Genomic DNA, 1,238 nt, shown 5'->3' with positions numbered 1-1,238 from the left:
CTGATCCTAGACAGTATTGTGGACAACCGATCCCTCTAAATTCTTAAAATATTTCTGTTCAAAAGCTTCTGGGCTTAACCAACCATTTGCAGAATGCCTTCTGACCCGATTGTAATAAATCTCAATATAGTCAAACAAGACAGCATTCGCCTCTTTTCGAGTGGCAAACACACTGTCATGTACCACATGACCTTTCAATGTATGAAAAAAGCTTTCGGTCACTGCATTATCCCAACAGTTCCCTCTGCGTGACATGCTTTGAATACAGTTATTCGTTAATAATAGCGTTCTAAAATCACGACTACAGTACTGTGAGCCTTGATCCGAATGTACCATGACAGCCGTTGGATACCCCTGACGAGCCATTGCATAATGAAACGCATCACACACCAATTGACGGTCTATTCGATGGCTGGTTTGCCACCCCACAATACGACGACTAAATAGATCCAGCATCACACATAAATACAGCCAACCTTGCTTGGTACGGATATAGGTAATATCCGTTGTCCAAACCTTGTTAGGCTGAATGACTGTAAATTGACGCTCTAATAGATTGGGTGCTGTAGGCAAACGATGGTTTGAATCAGTCGTATGCTTGTATTTACGCGCAATCCTGCTGCGTAAACCCAGCTTTTTCAGCATTCTTCCAATAGTGCGTTCACTCATGCTGTAACCTAAATCATGCATGTCATGTACCAATGAAGGTGCACCCAATCGTGCATGATGCTGCCAATATGCAGCTTTTAAATCATTATATTTCTGCGCTGTATTGGCCTGGCGTTTTCGCCAGGCATAATAGCCTGAAGTGCTGACACCCAGGCATTTACAGACAGAAGATACAGTGACTCTATTCACCGCTAGATCTTGAATTACCGTGTACTTTTCTTGGCATGATCTGTCAGAAAGTACACATGCGCTTTTTTTAAGATGTCATTGGCTTCCCTGAGCTGTTTGACTTCTTTCTCTAATTCCAAGATCCGTTGTTGTTCTGGTGAAAGTTGACGTTTGCTTGAACCTGCTGGATTGGTTTCACGAATCCATTTATCTAATGTTGAATAACCCACACCTAATTTCTGGGCGACTGCAGCTACAGACTCGTGTGAGTTTGAAAGTGCATAATCAATTGCTTGCTGTTTAAATTCTGGACTAAAGCGTTTAGCCATTTCTTGTATCTCCAAAGTTAACGTTACGTTATCTTTAGAGGGAAGTGCTGTCCATTATTTTGGCTAGGATCA

1 protein-coding gene is annotated in these 1,238 nt (G+C 42.0%); it reads right to left on the bottom strand.

Features of this window, described 5'->3' with window-relative positions:
• Positions 1–6: 6 nt before the first annotated feature.
• Positions 7–1,166 (bottom strand): IS3 family transposase gene (locus tag C3420_RS17010; RefSeq protein ID WP_103801098.1). Its coding sequence is split into 2 segments (ribosomal slippage): positions 7–932 and positions 932–1,166, totalling 1,161 coding nucleotides; the frame shifts between segments, so codons are not numbered across the junction.
• Positions 1,167–1,238: the final 72 nt, after the last annotated feature.

It is taken from the genome of Acinetobacter sp. ACNIH3 (assembly GCF_002918965.1).
GTDB classification, from domain to species: Bacteria; Pseudomonadota; Gammaproteobacteria; order Pseudomonadales; family Moraxellaceae; genus Acinetobacter; species Acinetobacter schindleri.
The sequence above is the reverse complement of the archived record's forward strand: the minus strand, read 5'-3'. Positions and strand labels throughout refer to the sequence as shown.